We start from the raw sequence: 15,768 nt of genomic DNA, 5'->3' as shown, positions 1-15,768 counted from the left end.
ATTATTTAATAAGATGTTCAGATTTATTCTTTTTTCAACTCGATTCCCATTTCTTTGGCTTTTTCGAGAAGCTCATCTTCAGCACCGTCATCTTTATACTTTTTATACATTAGTAAAAGTAGCTTTTTACTTTGTTTACTGTTTGCTCCAGTTAAGATGTTGATTTTATGTGCCATTAGGATATCTTCAGTGGCAGCTCTGTAATTTCCTTCTCCCAATCGGATATTTCCAGCAGATAAGTAGCCAAAAGCTTCATCTGGAAATAGCTCCTTATAACCATTGTAAATTTCTACGGCTTTATCACTTTCTTTGGTTAAAAGATAGGCTTCTGCAAGCTCAATTTGGGCAAACTTACCTTCAGGATAGAGAATTAATGATTTTTTGAAAGCTCTAATTGCTTCAGGGTAATTCTTCAGTTGCTTATAGCAAAAACCCATATTATCCCAAGCCAATACAAATTCAGGGTCAATGATTAATGCTTTATCATAAGCTTTTATCGCATTGGTATAGTCTTGTATTTCTTCGAACGTTTTTCCGTTTTCATACCATTTATTGGCCTTTTTCCATACCGAATAATAATAGGTATTTCCTTTATCTTTTGAAGAAGATTGTTGCAAGCAATTTTCAGAAACTTGTTTGGTTACATTTTCAATAAGTGCCCACATATTATCGACTTGTTCAAGGGCTTTGATTTGCACTTGTGTCATTTCTGGAGCTACTGCTTTCATTGCTTCTGAAATACAATTTTCCATTATCTCATCGTCAATTTCTTCAGGAGCATAATTTCGTAAGCAATCACATGTGTACGAACTTACTTTTTGATCTAAAGCAACTTGAGCATTTGCTTGAAAGGTGAAGTATAAAAGGCTGGTAACAAAAAAGATAATCTTCTTCATAAATATCAATCTCTACATTTACCCAAAGGGTGAAAAAGTGAAAAACCCCAACCTAACAAGTAGATTGGGGTTCAAATGTATATGATTTGGAAGATTAAAGGCTAAAATCGTCTTTAATTTTTCCTACATAATCTGTCTTTTCCCAAGTGAAGAACTCAACTTCTTTAAGTTCTTTCTTACGGATTTCTGTCTTAACACCATCAACTTCAGTGATATCAACTGTGTTGAATTCTACTTCAGCAGTGTAAGGAGAACGACCTACGTGCCCGTAAGCTGCCGTTGGAGTATAGATAGGGTTTTTCAATCCCAGACGATCGATAATTGCTTTAGGACGCATATCGAAAATTTGAGAAAGTTTAGCCGCAATTTCTACATCAGAAAGACCTACTTTAGCTGTACCATAAGTATTGATATTCAAAGATACTGGATTTGAGATACCAATTGCATAAGCAACTTGTACCAACGCTTCGTCTGCCAATCCTGCTGCAACTACGTTTTTCGCGATGTGACGAGCAGCATAAGCAGCCGAACGGTCTACTTTAGAAGGATCTTTTCCTGAAAATGCACCGCCACCGTGAGCACCTTTACCACCGTAAGTATCTACAATAATTTTACGACCAGTCAAACCTGCATCACCGTGAGGTCCACCAATCACAAATTTACCTGTAGGGTTGATGTGATAGATTGTATCTCCGTCTAATAATTCAGCAGGAATTACTCTAGCAATAACATGCTCTTTTACATCCTCAGCAATTTTTGCTAACATTTCTTCTTCTGCTGCAAAATCATCGTGTTGAGTAGAAACAACAATTGTATGAACACGCTTTGGTTTACCGTCTTCATTATACTCAATCGTTACTTGAGCTTTTGCATCAGGGCGAAGATATGGCATTACATCAGATTCATTTTTACGGATGTTAGCCAATTCCTTTACCAAACGGTGAGAGAATGCCAAAGCTGTAGGCAAATATTCTGGAGTCTCATTTGTGGCATAACCAAACATCATCCCTTGATCTCCTGCTCCTTGCTCTTTATCAACTCCTTCTCCTTCATTTACACCTTGTGCAATATCAGGTGATTGACTGTGCAGTGCCACTTGAACACCACAAGAGTCTCCAGAGAATTGATAATTATCTTTGTTATAACCTATATTATTAATTGTCTCGCGTACAATATCAGGGATTTCTACGTATGCTTTTGTTGTGATTTCTCCAGCTAATACTGCAAGCCCTGTAGTTACGAGCGTCTCACAAGCAACACGAGAGTCTGGGTCTTGAGACAACATTGCGTCTAAGACTGAGTCTGAGATTTGGTCAGCAACTTTATCAGGGTGCCCTTCAGACACCGATTCAGATGTGAATAGGTATGCCATTCTTGAGTTATTAAATTTAAATCAACTTTTATTTAGATTCTGGATATCTCGTGAACTATTGTTCCGATGCTAAACAGCTTACAATGTAGATTTGTTTGGTCAAGAACCTATATTTTTCTTAGATCAAAAATCACATTCCAATGAAAAGCACTAAATTTTATACAGAAAATGATAGTGCACGGTGCAATCCAAAACGCTATCAAAAAAGAAGAGTCCATATCGGTAGGATGAAACTTATCTTCTCCTGACTCTTGTCAGAAATGGGAATTAGCACCTGCCTATTTGGAAGGGGGTTGCTAAGACTTCATCGGGCCCAGTCCCTCGGTCTTTCTTGATAAGCTATACAAAGGTATATAAATTCTATTGTGTCACCAATTTTATTTAGAAAGATTCAATAAAAGGATTTTCACGAAGAGTTTCAGAATTGGATAAACTATTGTGATTTAGATGAATGTAGGTCTGAATTATTCAAGAAGAAAATGATGTTTATGTATTAAAAATCATATGAAAAGTATCATTCTCTTTTTGCTATGTAGCTTTTTTATAGCTTGTAAACATTCTCCCAAAGACGAAACTGTTGCCGATAATCATCTCAAACAAACACATTACCTTTCTGTAGAGAAAGGGCATGGGAAGTTACAATCACCTATAAATATAGTAACCTCCGAAGAAGACGATTCAACACATACGATTTATTATAATTATACACATATCACAGATAAACCTCACCAACTTATCAATGAAGGCAAAACGGTAAAAGTAGAATATGAACCTGGAAGTACGTTTAGTTTTGATGGAATAGAGTACAATTTTGACCAACTTCACTTTCATACTCCGTCAGAACATTTGATAGATGGTGTGACATATCCAATGGAAATGCATTTGGTACATTCAAATACTAATAAGGATGGTTCTAAAAATTACTTAGTTTTAGCTGTGCTTTTTAAAGAAGGAACAGATCCTAATTTCTTTAAAGAATTGATCGAACGAATTCCAGACAAAGTAGGGGATAGAGTTGTATTGCCTGCTAAATCTCTAGATGTTCGTTCTCTTGCCAAAGGGCTTGACAAAAGTAAGGATTTTGCATTTTTTCATTATAGAGGTTCACTTACCACACCGCCCCATACCGAACGAGTTGAGTGGATTATTTTTAAGCATATTTTTGAAGCCTCACCTCACACGATACAGCGAATTAATAAAATTGAAGGAGATAATGCGAGGCATATTCAAGAGGTTTTCAATCGAGAAATTGATTGATTCTTGTATTCAAACTGAAATCATTCTTATGTAAAAAAGTGCTCGAAATTGACTGAAAATAAAAAAGCAGATCATAGATATTGGAGTATCATTCACTTAAACAGTTTTAAAAATGATCTACTATCTATGTTATTCGAGTACTCGTTCAGAAGAACTATCAGATGATGAATTGTTTGAAATCTTGAAAAAAAGTCAAACCAACAATGCTGACAAGAAAATCTCAGGAATGCTGTTGTGTTCAGATGAGTATTTTCTTCAGGTACTTGAAGGCGATGAAGAGCAAGTGAAAGCGCTGTACAACAAGATTTCTTCAGATGAAAGACACAGGCATGTAAAAATGGTAATGGAAGGGCATGTAGAAGATCGTAACTTTTCTGCTTGGTCAATGACAGGGACAAACATTACCGAAGAAGAGTTTGAAATGTTGAAAGAAGAGCATGGAATTGAAGATATGCCTTCCAAAGATGTCTTCTACCAAAACTCCCATATTGTCTTTGAGTACATGAAAAACTTCTATTTGAATGAATCATTGGATATGAATAGTTTTTGGTAAGAAAATTGACGACATTTTGTCCTTGAGAAAATACATCTATTACGCATAGATGATATGTTCTTAATTGGAAAGTGGACAAACCTTAATTTTAAGCAATAGATTTTTTTATGGGAGATTTTCAACTTGAAGGGCTATGTAAAAAAGTAGTCGAACTTAGTGAAGAGGTAGGACAGTTTATCATGGTTGAACGCTCTCGTTTTGAGCGCGAGGATATTGAATATAAAGGGACAAATGATATGGTTTCTTATGTCGATAAAACCTCTGAAAAAATGATTGTTGAAAAATTATCTGATTTTTTACCTGAAGCAGGTTTTATAGCAGAAGAAGGAACTGGTACTAGAAATGAAGGTGGGTATAATTGGATTATAGACCCACTGGATGGTACAACCAATTTCATTCATGGTATTCCAACTTTTGCCATTAGTATTGCACTTGCGAAAGGTGAAGAATTATTGTTAGGCGTTGTTCATGAACCTAACCGAAAAGAATCATTCTATGCATGGAAAGGTGGAGGTGCTTATTTAAATGGAAATAAGATTAAAACTTCTCCAGAACCAGAATTGAGTAGAGGATTAATTGCAACTGGCTTTCCTTACCAAAACTTTCAGCTGATGGAAGGTTACATGAATGCACTTCAGCATTTGATGCAAGCTTGTCATGGTTTACGTCGAATTGGTGCTGCGGCTATTGACCTTGCCTATGTCGCCGCAGGTCGTTTTGAAGGTTTCTTTGAGTATGACCTAAAACCTTGGGATGTTGCTGCAGGAGGATTAATTGTGAAAGAGGCTGGAGGTGTAGTCACTAATTTCTATGGCGGAGATGAGTTTATTTTCAAAGGACAAATAATTGCTAGTTGCCAAGGTGTAACCGAAGAATTGACTGACTTAATCAAAAATAACTTTAAAGGAATCTAAATTTTAGAAACCAAAAATCTCATTTGCCGTATATTTTTTGGAAAATTAGCGCTATGAAAAACATTTTTTTGTTTTTCATAGGATTAAATTAGAACTTTCCATTAAATATTGGAGAAGAGTTTCCAACGAAATATAAGATAGGCCTCCATTATTGGAGAAAAGAATTTAAAGGTATCTTTGCAGAAAGATGCCTTTCTTTTGTTTCGATTAAGAAGAGGCTTGTCTTTGACTATTGCAATTTACCGTTCAAAAACATGGTTTCACCTTAAAGCACATTTTATGCAAGAACTAGCCGTAGATATTCGAATTGAAAAAACGTCTAAGTCCAGACTTTCAGAAATTGATCTTAAGAACCCTAATTTTGGTAGAGATTTTACAGATCATATGTTTATAGCTGACTATGAAAATGGCAAATGGGGTGATTTCCGAATTATTCCTTACGATGACTTCAAGTTAAGTCCGGCAACTTCAGCTATTCATTACGGACAATCTATTTTTGAAGGATTAAAAGCTTTCAGAAATGTAAAAAATGAAGAAGAGGTCTTGATTTTCCGTCCAGATGAAAATGCAAAAAGGCTAAATGCTTCTGCAGAACGTATGTGTATGCCTTCTTTCCCAGAAGAAATCTTTTTACAAGCGCTTCGTGAGTTGGTTGATTTAGATAGAGACTGGGTACCAAATGTACCAGATAGCTCATTGTATCTGAGACCATTCATGTTTGCTACAGATGCATTCTTAGGACTTCGTCCTTCGGAAAAATATACTTTTGCAATCATCATGTCTCCTGCAGGTGCTTACTATTCGGGAGCTGTAAAAGTAAAAATAGAAAAGAAATATTCACGTACTTGCCAAGGAGGAACAGGTTTCGCTAAAGTAGCAGGTAACTATGCAGCATCTATGCTTCCAGCTTTAGAAGCACAGAAGCAAGGTTATGATCAACTACTTTGGACAGATTCAAGTGAGCATGCTTACATTGAAGAGTCTGGTACAATGAACGTAATGTTCCAAATTGATGATACAATCGTCACTGCGCCTACAATGCCAGAGGAGGATACTATTTTAAGAAGTATTACTCGTCTGAGCGTATTGGAATTACTCCAAGATTGGGGTGTGAAAATAGAAGAGAGACGTATCCCTATCACTGAGATTATTGAAGCTCAGAAAAATGGTAGTTTAAAAGATGCCTTTGGAGTTGGTACAGCTGTAACAATTGCTCCAATTTCTACTATTGGCGATGAGAAAGAAGGTGATTTAGAACTTCCAAATTGGGAGGAAAGAGAGCTTTCTCAGAAAGTGAAGAAACATATGCAAGGCATTCAGAAAGGTGAAATTGAGGATACTAAGAATTGGGTATTCAAAGTTTAATGCTTTTCAGATTTATGACTTGTTCAAAAAAGGGAATCGATTCAGATTCCCTTTTTTATTTATGAATACCTAGAAATTAAATTCTACTCTGAACTCCCAAGGAGAATTATACAATGAGGTCTGTTCATCATATAACAGATTATACAATCCAATAATATTCACAGCACTTCTTTCTCCAACTCTTTGAGAATATCCTGCACCTACATAAGCTGCTTCTCTCCATTGGTTTGGATATTCAATACCAGTAGTGTTATCTCTTATTTCATATTTCAACATCTGATATTCTACTTGTGGGAAAAGTCTCACACCTTCTTTTAATTGGTAGTAATATCGTGCGAATAAACGACCTCCGTAGGTGTGTGTTGAATAATTAAAGACCTTGTTATCGTAGTAGATATAAGTAATACCAACACCTCCTGTTAAGTTTTCAGTAATCTGATAGCCAACAAGTGGAGAGACTTCAATTGCTGTTATATCACCAAATGATAAACCAACATTACCTCCGAAAAAGATACGATCTTTGAATGATGGTACAGAAGTAGGTTCGTTTGCTTCTTCTTGTGTTACTTGCTCAGCTTCGGCTAAACTTTTCTGAGCAGCTACTATCGTAAACTCTTCTTGAGCATCTTCATTGAATTGTCCATAAGAATAGTTGAAGGAGAAAAAGAAGAATATGGTAAGTATAATTAGTCTTTGCATGGTCAAGTTTTTATATCTGAAATTGTTTCAGACTACTAAAAAATATCATTTATCACAAGTATAATGCCTTATCTCAAAAATTGTTTAGTAGTTTTTATACTGTTCTTGTTTTCTCAAAATATTACTACTCATCCTTATAAATCACTTATCTTTGAGCTTTGAAATAATTAATCCATTTTCAGTTATATGAGTAATAGTCCACAAATTCCTTTCAATAAAGCATACCTGACAGGTAAAGAGGCTTTGTACATTCAAGATGTATTGAGTGGAGAGGAACGACTATCTGGAAATGGAAAATATGCCAAAGCTTGTCAGTCTTTTTTTGAACAGCGTTATGGAATCAAAAAAGCATTAATGACAACCTCATGTACACATGCACTTGAGATGTGTGCACTGCTTTTGGATATTGAAAAAGGAGATGAGGTAATCATTCCATCATATACGTTTGTTTCTACAGCCAACGCATTTGCTTTGAGAGGTGCTAAAATTCGATTTGCTGATAGCTTATCAGATCATCCTAATGTAGACCCAAAGTCAATTCACTCTTTAATAACGCCTAAAACCAAAGCTATTGTTGTCGTCCATTATGCAGGTTACCCTTGTGATATGAATGCAATAATGGAAATGGCGAATGAGCAGGAGATTTGTGTGATTGAAGATGCAGCTCAGGCAATAGAAGGAAACTATAAAGGGAAAGCACTTGGGAGCATTGGGCATTTAGCAACATTTTCTTTTCATGAGACTAAAAATATTCAATGTGGAGAAGGGGGACTGTTAGCGATAAATGATGCTGAATTTATTGAACGGGCAGAGGTGATTTGGGAAAAAGGAACAAACCGTTCTGCTTTCTTAGAGGGTAAAGTTGATCATTATGAATGGGTAGATTTAGGTTCTTCTTATTTACCATCAGAACTGAATACCGCTTTTCTTTATGGGCAATTAGAAGAAATTGATAACATTCAACTGAAGCGAAAGGAAGTTTGGAATGTATACAAAAGAGCCTTTGAGCAGTTTTCTGATGAATCTCTGAAAAGTGATAATTCCCCGATTTTAATCCAAGAAGAAATTTCGAATGCACATATGTTCTATGTGTTATTTGAGGATAAGGAAAGTAGAGATAGAGCAATCGTAAGATTGAAGTCAAAAGGTTTTCAAGCTGTCTTTCATTATCAATCTTTGCATAGAAGTTTATACTTTAAAACTAAGTATGAGGGGGAAGAACTTCAGTTTGCAGATTATTTTTCAGATTGTTTACTCAGATTACCATTTCATCATGAAATGAATGAAGATTTAGTATTTCAGTGCGTGGAGTCTTTACTTGAGATATAAAAAAAACTCTTAACCTTTACAGATTAAGAGTTTTGGGAATTTCTTTCTTTCGATTATTGAGCAAAAGTACAAATGATAGCTTTAGCTAGTTCTACTTCTTCCAACATTGCGTCAACTGAAGAGTATCCCTCATCTTCTGCCAATTGCATGAATTCGTCACACTCTTTACCTTCTTTGATGATGTCGTAAAGCTCAGTTAGCATATCACAATCGATATCTTCTTCTGGAGTTTCAATTAGCTTGTTGTATTCAGCAACAAGGCTTACACAGTTTACCTCATCCAAAAGCTCATCACATGATGAGAAAGTAAAAGCTACAAAAAGTAACGAGATTAATGTTAGTGTCTTTTTCATTTTAAAAAGTATAATAATTGTAAAAATCATGCAATTATAGTTAATATTGATAAGGTTTGAAACTTAAAAAGTGAAAAATATTAACATTTATTTAATCAACTCATAATCTCAACTCGGTTTCCTTCGGGGTCTAAAATAATGGCTTCATAAAAGCCATCACCTGTTAGGCGAGGTCTTCCTAGTATTTCATAACCATCACTTTCTAATCGGAGAATTAAGTTTTCGACATTTTCTCGGCTACCAACTTTGAGAGCAAAGTGTGTAAGTCCGATATATTCTTTTAGAATTTCATGATGAGACTCTGGAATGTCAGCTTTATACATTAACTCTAAACGACAACCCATTCCGAAGTGAACAAAATAAGATTCAAAGCCTACATTGTTCTTGCTTACATATTTATCCCTTGTCATTCCTTCAAAATACTTACAGTAAAATGCACGCATTTTTTCAAGGTCTCGTACCCAAATTGCTATATGTTCAATGTTAGCCTTAATCATGTGTTTGGAGTTTCTGTTTGAGATAGTAATCCTTCTACCCACTCTAACACTTCACGAAAACGATAGTTTGCCAATGCACCAAATCCATACATTTTCTTTACTTTCATCTTTGTAAATAGTGGCATTTGAATACCACATAGAAATCTAGCAATAATTTGTGGAGAAGGCATCTGATCAAACTTTTGAATAAACTCACTAGTCAGGTCATAAAAGGCGAACGTTCTGACAGAAGGTTGTTCTTCTGAATGCTTGAGTGCTTGAACACCATTTTTACAAGACGAACAATGTCCACATTTTTCCCAGTCCGTTTCTTCACCAAAGTAAATGGAAAGTGATTTTGCAATACAAGGTTGTGTACTTAGAAGTCTGATTAAAATATCAATACGTTTTACTTCTCCTTCCTCTTTGACTTGGAATAAATGATCGCATTTTTCAAGTATTTCTTCTACATCAAAATCAGGATTCAAGACCTTCACTACTTCGGTTTGATATTTTGTTTCTACCACAAGCCATTCTTTTTCTTGGAAATATTCTAAGGCTTTGAGTACCCGATCACGGTCTGTGTTATAGTTTGTAAGCAACTCATTAAAGTTTAGGGATGCCCAGACTTTTTTTAGAGGCGCATACTTGAAAATAGCTTTGATAAATTCCTTTCTTTCTCCTTCAAACTTGGCGATGATTTCATCTTTTGTCAGATTGAATTTCAGTCGATAGTCCGCAAAATAACTATACTGAGGTTTGATAATGCCAAACATCTCTAGGTAAACGAGAAGGGTTTTTAGCGGAAGCTGTTTGATGTTACTATCATTAGAAAGCTGATAGATGCGGTATTCCCAAGAGTCTCCAGCTTCTTTGATTTCTCTCAATACTTTTTCAATGGAAGTACGCAAAGGTGTGTCTCCATAGACAAAGTTTTCGAGGGTATGAATATCATCTAAGTTCCCTAATACATAACAGTTGGATGGACTTCCGTCACGACCTGCTCGACCAATTTCTTGAGAATAATTTTCAATTGATTTCGGTAGATCGTAATGAAAGACATTTCGGATATCTGACTTGTCGATTCCCATTCCGAATGCAATAGTCGCAACAATCGTTTTTGTTTCACCTCTCATAAAACGATTCTGAATATCAATTCGGCTTTCATTGCTCATACCTGCATGATAGGCTTCGGCTGAGAGATTGGCATGATTGAGTGTTTCTGCTACTTTTTCAGCAGTTTGTTGGAGTGTGACATAAACAATATTACACTCTTGCTTACGCTCAGAAAGCATATTGATGAGCACTTTATCTTTCTCATCAGTTTTGACAGGAAGACTATGTAAAGAAAGGTTTTCTCGATAAAAACCAGTGATAGTTACATTTTTTTTCGGCAGCTCAAATTTGCTACACATGTCTTTTACAACTTTTGGCGTAGCAGTAGCGGTCAGTAGACAAACCTGTGGAATATTAAATTCTTTTCGGTATTCGGCTAACTTTAAATAGTCTGGACGGAAATTATGTCCCCATTCTGAAATACAGTGGGCTTCATCGACTACAAGCATCGAAATATTAATCGTTGAAAGAAAATGACGAAATCGTTCGTTCTTGAATCTTTCAACAGAAATGAACAGAATTTTTACGGCTCCATTTCTTACACGATCTTGTACCGAAAACATTTCTTCTTTCGAGAGTGATGAATCTAATCGGGCAGAAGGGATTCCTTTGGCTTCTAAAAAATTCAATTGGTCTTTGATCAGCGCTAATAATGGAGAAACCACCAATGTCAGATGAGGCAAGGCTAGCGCTGGTAATTGGTAGCAAAGTGATTTTCCTGAACCCGTGGGGAAAATAGCCGCAGCAGATTGACCTGAAATCAACTGACTAACTACATTTTCTTGCCCATTTCTGAATTGATCGAATCCGAAGTGTTTTTTGAGTAATTCCTGTGCCTTCATCTATTTTATTGCTTTAAAGTCTGACCGTAGTGGCTAAAGGTACATCTTTTTTAGCAAGAGACCTTAAAAGCTAGAGGAGTTCGGTGGAAGTATTGTGGAATAAGTATTAGGATATATATAAACGAGTGTAACTATCCTTAGAATTTGCGAAGCTATCTAAGGTTTTATTGATGAGAGTTAGAGTCTTCTGACTCGAAAAATGTACATGAAATCGAGTCTGAAGACTCTATCCTTCATTTATGAGTTCTTAGAGTTACTCTAAGAACAGTAAAGGTTTATTTGGGAAGTATATGTCCTAGTACTTGAATCAGAAATGTAGGAAATGAAAAAAGGGCTTGCTTTCAAAAATAGAAAGCAAACCCTCAATATTTTAAGTAATCCCGAAAGATTAGTTGTGTCTTCTACCAGAACGTTGTCTGTGGTCACCACGATTTCCACCACGGAAGTCTCTGTTTCCACCACCGTTACGGTTTCCGCCGCCACGGTATCCACCACGTCCGCCACGATCATCACGGTTTGGTCTTCTTACCTTGCTGATACGAACTTGGCTGTTGAAGTAATCATAACCGTTAAGTGCATCCATCAAGAATTGGCTGTATGATTGATCTGCATCGAAGTATGTTTTCTTCTCAGTTACATCAATTCTACCCAATTTGATTTGCTCACCTGGAGATACTTTATTGATAAGCTCAATAACTTTACCTGCAGACAAACCTTTATCTTGACCAATGTTCATAGAGAAACGGTCTAAACGAACATAATCGCGTCTTCCTCCGCGGTCGCCACGCTCACCTCTGTCTCTACGATCAAAACGATCATTTCTACGATCCATACGAACGTTGTTCAAATCTGGAGCATCTTTGTAATAATCGAAAAGCTCTTGGAACTTCTGATTAACGATTTGCTTTACAAGCTCCTCTTTGCTCAAGTCCTCAAACTTCTCCATCATAGATGGAAGGATTTGCTCAACGTATTCATTACTCTCTTCAACAGGAGTAACCATTTTATCTAGGAAGCTTTCAATTTGTCTTTGACAAACAGCTTCTCCGTTAGGAATATCTCTTTTCTCAACCTTACAACGGATGATACGCTCAATTTGTCTAACTTTTCCGCTTTCACGAGGAGTTACCAAACTGATCGAGAATCCTTTTTGACCTGCACGACCTGTACGACCACTACGGTGCGTATAAGTTTCAGTGTCATCAGGAAGGTTGTAGTTGATTACACAAGTAAGGTTGTTTACGTCCAATCCACGAGCTGCAACATCAGTAGCCACCAACATTTGGATATTCTTGTAACGGAATCGATCCATTACAGAATCACGTTGGCTTTGCGATAAGTCACCATGCAAAGCATCTGCATTGTAACCATCTTTAATCAATTGAGCAGCTACTTCTTTTGTCTCCATACGCGTACGGCAGAATACAATTCCGTACATATCTGGGTACATATCTGCAACACGCTTAAGTGCAGCGTAACGAGAATCACGGTGTACTGCATAGTACTCGTGTGTTACGTTTTCATTTCCAGAGTTACGTTTACCAACAGTAATTTTTGTTGGTTCAAACATGTACTCAGCAGAAATTTTCTCAGCTTCTTTAGAAAGTGTAGCTGAGAACAAGATTGTTGTTCTTGTAATAGGAGTGTTTGAAAGAATGGCATTCAATTCTTCTTTGAAGCCCATATCCAACATTTCGTCAGCTTCATCCAAAACTACTCTCTCTACAGAAGAAAGATCAATTTCTTCTCTACGGATCAAATCGTGTAAACGACCTGGTGTAGCAACAACAATGTGTGCACCTCTTCTAAGTTCCTTGATTTGTCTTACGATGTCAGTACCTCCATAAAGTTCTACAATACGGAGTTGTGGCAAGTATTTAGCGTAGTCTTTGAGGTTTCTTGCAATTTGTAGACACAGTTCACGGGTAGGACTCAATATAAGGTTTTGAAGTGTTTTTCCGCTAGTATCTGTCTTTTGAATGATTGGCAATCCAAAAGCGGCGGTTTTTCCTGTACCAGTTTGTGCTAATGCGATCAAGTCGATGTCTTTTTCCAATAACATTGGGACAACTTTCTCTTGAACTGGTGTTGGCTGTTCGAACCCTAACTCTTCAATTCCCTTTACAATTTCTTCTTTTAACCCAAGCATTTTTTAGCTTTTAATTATCTTTATTCTTCCAGCTTTTACCTTTATTGTCTATTGAGCTTTCCCTAAAACTTCTGCCTTAATGCAGTAAGCCCAGCTACAATGCCAGTAAAACAAAGGCACAAAGGTAATCATATTTTTGATATAAGCAGTTGATTTTGAAGGAAAATAAGAAGAGATGGGAATTGTTAACTTTATCTTCACCTTGAAAACATGATAATTATCAACATTTTATGAGGACTGTATGAACCCTCAAAATCAAGTATTAAGCGCCTTTCTCAGCGAAAAATAAATTAGGGATTTGTACTTTTACAGTAGTCCCTTTGCGAGGCACAGAATAAAGATTAATTCTTCCATTTAGCTTTCGAACAGTTTCTCGAACGATATATAACCCAACACCTGTACCATGATTTTCGTCTGAAGCACGGAAGAAAAGGTCAAATACTTTTGCTTGATATTCGGGTAAAATGCCAATGCCATTATCGGAGACCCAAATATTGAGATATTCACGATCAACAATAGCCACTACTTTTACTAAAGGAGTTTCGGAAGTAGTAGCGGTAAATCTGAAAGCATTTGATAGTAAATTATTAAGAATGATAGCGAGTCTGGTTGGGTCAGAACAGAATGGAATTTCTTGGTAGACATCTTGTAATTGATTGACTTTCGGATAGTCAATTTCGTACGCTTGAATAAGGTTATTTATGAACTTTCCTGTCTCAATTTCCTCTTCATAAACTTCTTGATTATTATTTCTAGAGTATTCTAATATATTCAGGATAAAAGTATCTAGCTTTTTAAGGCTGGTTAATTGTAAATCAAGATAATGTCTGCGGTCTTTTTCTTTTTTTGTGTTCTTCGTCAATTCAATTAGACCTATGGAAGATAAGATTGGGGAACGTAGATCGTGAGAAACTCTATAAATAAACGTATCTAATTCATGATTTGCTTTGGCTAATTCAACATGTTTTTCATCCAATTTCTTGATGAGTTTTCCGATATGCTGGTGCAGTAGCTCGATTACAGACAATAGAATCCCGACCAAGAGTACATAAATAATAGTGGTAGATAACCAAGTTTCTGATGAAGATGAATAAGGATCTCGAAAGGCAATTAGTTTATACTTAGCTAAAATACCAAAGGCTACAAGCATACCACTAGCTAAACCCAAGCATAAAAGACCAATTCTTTGATTAAATAATATCCCTCCAAGTACAGTGAAAATTATAAGGAATAAAAGAGAAATACCTATCACTCCAACAGCGTAAAAGAGGTATAAAGACAAAAAGAAAAATAGGCAAAGAATAAAAAGTTTTCGATAAAACAGAGGGACGTGTGTTTTGAATACTGTAATAGAAACAACAGCAGTATAAATACATAGGTATGTTATAATGATTGTAGTATTTACCACAATACCAGTATGTAGAAAGATACCAAATAAACTTACTAGACCAGTAATTGAAAGTAAATTTAGACAAGCATCAGTTAGTTTCTTCTTTATGAAGAGAAATTCAAAGGTAAAATCAGATTTTGTGAGCAACATTCTATCGAACCTTCTAAAATAAGCTTTTGGGTTATTAAATTTGCATCTCAAAAAAATACAAACATAAATAGTTAAAAGACTTTGTTGTGAGTATTAGACCAATTGTAGTAGATACCTTTTATAGGGTATCATTATTATGAAAATAAGATTTTATAGTAGATTCTATTTATCTTTCTTCAATTATTTTAGTTTTCATTTAAGAAAATACCCTTAAAGGGGGATAAATGATGAAGTACTAATGACGAATATAATTTCAGTTCTTAATCGAACATTTTCAGTCACTAGTGATCTATGTTATGTTTCTAACAGATGTTTATCTTTAAAAAACAATATATCGTGTTATCGCTTGTTTGTCTTTTAAGTTTGAAGTTCTTATCCTCTTTTTTTCAAGAAAATAAGCAAGAGCTTTATCATGAGATGATTGATAGTTTTGTTCCTAAGGTTACTCCATATATTAATATGGAAGAACTAAGTGCAGATATGATTTTATTGGATTGTAGAACGGAGGAGGAGTTTGAAGTGAGTCATATAAGGTCTGCAATTTGGGTAGATGAGAAAGGAGAGAAGCTAGACAAAAGCTTGCTTCAAAATCTTGATGTTTCAGATACGGTAGTCGTTTATTGTAGTGTGGGTTACCGTAGTGCATTGGTAGGAGAGAAGCTTCAAGAACAGACGAAAGCAACAGTAGTGAATTTGTATGGAGGAATTTTTGAGTGGGCAAATGCTAAAAAAAATATTTATCGTGATGAAGAAGTAGTGAATGAAGTACACCCTTATAGCCCTGAATGGGGGATTTGGTTAGTTGCACCACACTTATATGAGCTTAAATAAATAAAAAGGTCTAGCTCAATTGTGGGCTAGACCTTTTCAACTTTCAACGCCACAAAGTATCACTAGAAAAATAGAC

The 15,768-nt window shown here is 35.8% G+C and carries 14 protein-coding genes and 1 riboswitch; of the genes, 6 read left to right on the top strand and 8 right to left on the bottom strand.

The features are described from left to right. Positions 1-23: 23 nt before the first annotated feature. Complete coding sequence (locus tag BC781_RS12040) at positions 24-896, bottom strand: tetratricopeptide repeat protein (RefSeq protein ID WP_109617884.1); 873 nt, start codon at positions 894-896, stop codon at positions 24-26. Between the two features lie 94 nt (positions 897-990). Then, a complete protein-coding gene (gene metK, locus BC781_RS12035) occupies positions 991-2,268 on the bottom strand; it encodes a methionine adenosyltransferase (protein WP_109617882.1) in 1,278 nt (425 codons plus the stop codon). Between the two features lie 231 nt (positions 2,269-2,499). Further along, a riboswitch (SAM riboswitch) is annotated at positions 2,500-2,609 on the bottom strand. A gap of 163 nt (positions 2,610-2,772) precedes the next feature. Between metK and BC781_RS12030 the strand changes: the two genes are divergently transcribed. The 4 genes from BC781_RS12030 to BC781_RS12015 all read left to right on the top strand — a co-directional run bounded on the left by BC781_RS12030 (position 2,773) and on the right by BC781_RS12015 (position 6,357). Next, on the top strand, positions 2,773-3,525 hold the full coding sequence (locus tag BC781_RS12030) for a carbonic anhydrase family protein (protein WP_109617880.1): 753 nt from the start codon (positions 2,773-2,775) through the stop codon (positions 3,523-3,525). A gap of 112 nt (positions 3,526-3,637) precedes the next feature. Next, a complete protein-coding gene (locus BC781_RS12025) occupies positions 3,638-4,078 on the top strand; it encodes a BLUF domain-containing protein (protein WP_109617878.1) in 441 nt (146 codons plus the stop codon). Positions 4,079-4,185: 107 nt separating this feature from the next. After that, positions 4,186-4,992: an inositol monophosphatase family protein gene (locus BC781_RS12020; RefSeq protein WP_109617875.1), complete on the top strand. Its 807-nt coding sequence runs from the start codon at positions 4,186-4,188 to the stop codon at positions 4,990-4,992. Positions 4,993-5,271: 279 nt separating this feature from the next. Beyond that, positions 5,272-6,357: a branched-chain amino acid aminotransferase gene (locus tag BC781_RS12015; protein WP_109618039.1), complete on the top strand. Its 1,086-nt coding sequence runs from the start codon at positions 5,272-5,274 to the stop codon at positions 6,355-6,357. A 69-nt stretch (positions 6,358-6,426) separates the two neighbouring features. On the opposite strand, the gene BC781_RS12010 is transcribed toward BC781_RS12015, so the two are convergent. Continuing rightward, positions 6,427-7,056 carry a hypothetical protein gene (locus tag BC781_RS12010; protein ID WP_109617874.1) on the bottom strand — a complete coding sequence of 210 codons (630 nt, stop codon included), beginning with the start codon at positions 7,054-7,056 and terminating at the stop codon, positions 6,427-6,429. 186 nt (positions 7,057-7,242) lie between these two features. On the opposite strand from BC781_RS12010, the gene rffA reads away from it, so the two are divergent. Further along, complete coding sequence (gene rffA, locus BC781_RS12005) at positions 7,243-8,385, top strand: dTDP-4-amino-4,6-dideoxygalactose transaminase (RefSeq protein WP_109617872.1); 1,143 nt, start codon at positions 7,243-7,245, stop codon at positions 8,383-8,385. A 53-nt stretch (positions 8,386-8,438) separates the two neighbouring features. Here the strand turns inward: rffA and BC781_RS12000 are convergent, their stop codons facing one another. The 5 genes from BC781_RS12000 to BC781_RS11980 all read right to left on the bottom strand — a co-directional run bounded on the left by BC781_RS12000 (position 8,439) and on the right by BC781_RS11980 (position 14,861). Beyond that, positions 8,439-8,738, bottom strand: coding sequence for a hypothetical protein (locus BC781_RS12000; RefSeq protein WP_146201678.1), 300 nt, complete (start codon positions 8,736-8,738; stop codon positions 8,439-8,441). Positions 8,739-8,833: 95 nt separating this feature from the next. After that, positions 8,834-9,235 carry a VOC family protein gene (locus BC781_RS11995; protein ID WP_109617868.1) on the bottom strand — a complete coding sequence of 134 codons (402 nt, stop codon included), beginning with the start codon at positions 9,233-9,235 and terminating at the stop codon, positions 8,834-8,836. After that, positions 9,232-11,172, bottom strand: a complete 1,941-nt coding sequence (locus BC781_RS11990) for a RecQ family ATP-dependent DNA helicase (RefSeq protein WP_109617866.1) — start codon at positions 11,170-11,172, stop codon at positions 9,232-9,234. The genes BC781_RS11995 and BC781_RS11990 overlap by 4 nt, the downstream gene beginning before the upstream one ends. Before the next feature lie 388 nt (positions 11,173-11,560). Continuing rightward, on the bottom strand, positions 11,561-13,321 hold the full coding sequence (locus BC781_RS11985; RefSeq protein WP_109617864.1) for a DEAD/DEAH box helicase: 1,761 nt from the start codon (positions 13,319-13,321) through the stop codon (positions 11,561-11,563). 262 nt (positions 13,322-13,583) lie between these two features. After that, positions 13,584-14,861 carry a sensor histidine kinase gene (locus BC781_RS11980; protein WP_109617862.1) on the bottom strand — a complete coding sequence of 426 codons (1,278 nt, stop codon included), beginning with the start codon at positions 14,859-14,861 and terminating at the stop codon, positions 13,584-13,586. Positions 14,862-15,170: 309 nt separating this feature from the next. On the opposite strand from BC781_RS11980, the gene BC781_RS11975 reads away from it, so the two are divergent. Next, on the top strand, positions 15,171-15,692 hold the full coding sequence (locus tag BC781_RS11975) for a rhodanese-like domain-containing protein (protein WP_109617860.1): 522 nt from the start codon (positions 15,171-15,173) through the stop codon (positions 15,690-15,692). Positions 15,693-15,768: the final 76 nt, after the last annotated feature.

This window comes from Sediminitomix flava, assembly GCF_003149185.1.
GTDB classification, from domain to species: Bacteria; Bacteroidota; Bacteroidia; order Cytophagales; family Flammeovirgaceae; genus Sediminitomix; species Sediminitomix flava.
This window is presented reverse-complemented; position numbering and strand designations above follow the sequence as displayed.